We start from the raw sequence: 920 nt of genomic DNA, 5'->3' as shown, positions 1-920 counted from the left end.
TCGTTATACGAAATTGCGAATAAAAAATCCTGAGGACTATAATATTTAATTGACTAATCATTTAATTACTAAACAAACGACTACATGGGACAAAATAATATTTCAAGATTCAAACTCTGGAGAAATGCTTTAACAATTGGGTTAATACTTGCCTTAATCGAAGGAACAATCATTTTCATCGCTGATTCAAAGACACCAAGCTTAATATTCATTCAATCTATGCTATTCTGGCTATTTTGCGGTGCCATTGTCCATCTATCCAATTCCGGATTTTCAACCATTGTTCATTCTATCTTGTGGACTTTTTTGTTAAATATTCCTTGGTTTATTAACTTAGCCGTTATTACAGAAAAATATGACCATTTACCACCATTAGTTATTTCTTCATTAATAATGGGTTCAATCACCGGATTTCTTTCTAAAAAACTAAATAAAAAATCATAAATTTCTAATCAAATTGAATGGATAAATTTGAAACTTTTTATAAATCTCTCTCTGAAAACGAATATCAAATTGTTTCAAAATTAAAGGAGGTTCTTTCTAAATTTCCTTCACTTGATGAGAAGATTTCATATTCTGTTCTATATTATTTTAAAAATAGCAGGATCTGTTTTATTTGGCCTGCCTCTATAAAACCAGGACCAAAAGCTGGTGTTCAATTCGGATTTTGTAATGGATATTTAATTAATGATAAGCATAATATTTTAGAAAAAGAAAACAGAAAGCAAGTTTATTGCATTACCTATCATAATCCAAATCAAATCAATAATTCTATACTCATTGAATATCTTCAAAATGCGATAGCAATTGATGAAAGTTTGTATAGCAAAAAAAAATCTGTATAAATCGCAACTTCGTATAACAACGGGGAAACGCTGCGCTTCGGCACTTACGGCCTCGCTTGGCCTGCGGCACATTCC

Annotated in this window: 2 protein-coding genes; both read left to right on the top strand. The window is 30.8% G+C overall.

Annotation, left to right across the window (positions count from 1 at the left end; translation table 11 throughout):
- Positions 1-84 precede the first annotated feature (84 nt).
- A complete protein-coding gene (locus EHQ16_RS19430) occupies positions 85-444 on the top strand; it encodes a hypothetical protein (RefSeq protein ID WP_135633664.1) in 360 nt (119 codons plus the stop codon).
- Between the two features lie 17 nt (positions 445-461).
- Entirely contained in the window at positions 462-845 is a 384-nt protein-coding gene (locus EHQ16_RS19425) for a DUF1801 domain-containing protein (protein WP_135633666.1), read from the top strand.
- The last annotated feature ends 75 nt before the right edge of the window (positions 846-920 follow it).

The organism is Leptospira kanakyensis, assembly GCF_004769235.1.
Classification (GTDB): Bacteria; Spirochaetota; Leptospiria; order Leptospirales; family Leptospiraceae; genus Leptospira_A; species Leptospira_A kanakyensis.
Note: the sequence above shows the minus strand (reverse complement) of the source record. Positions and strands in the feature narration are given on the sequence as shown.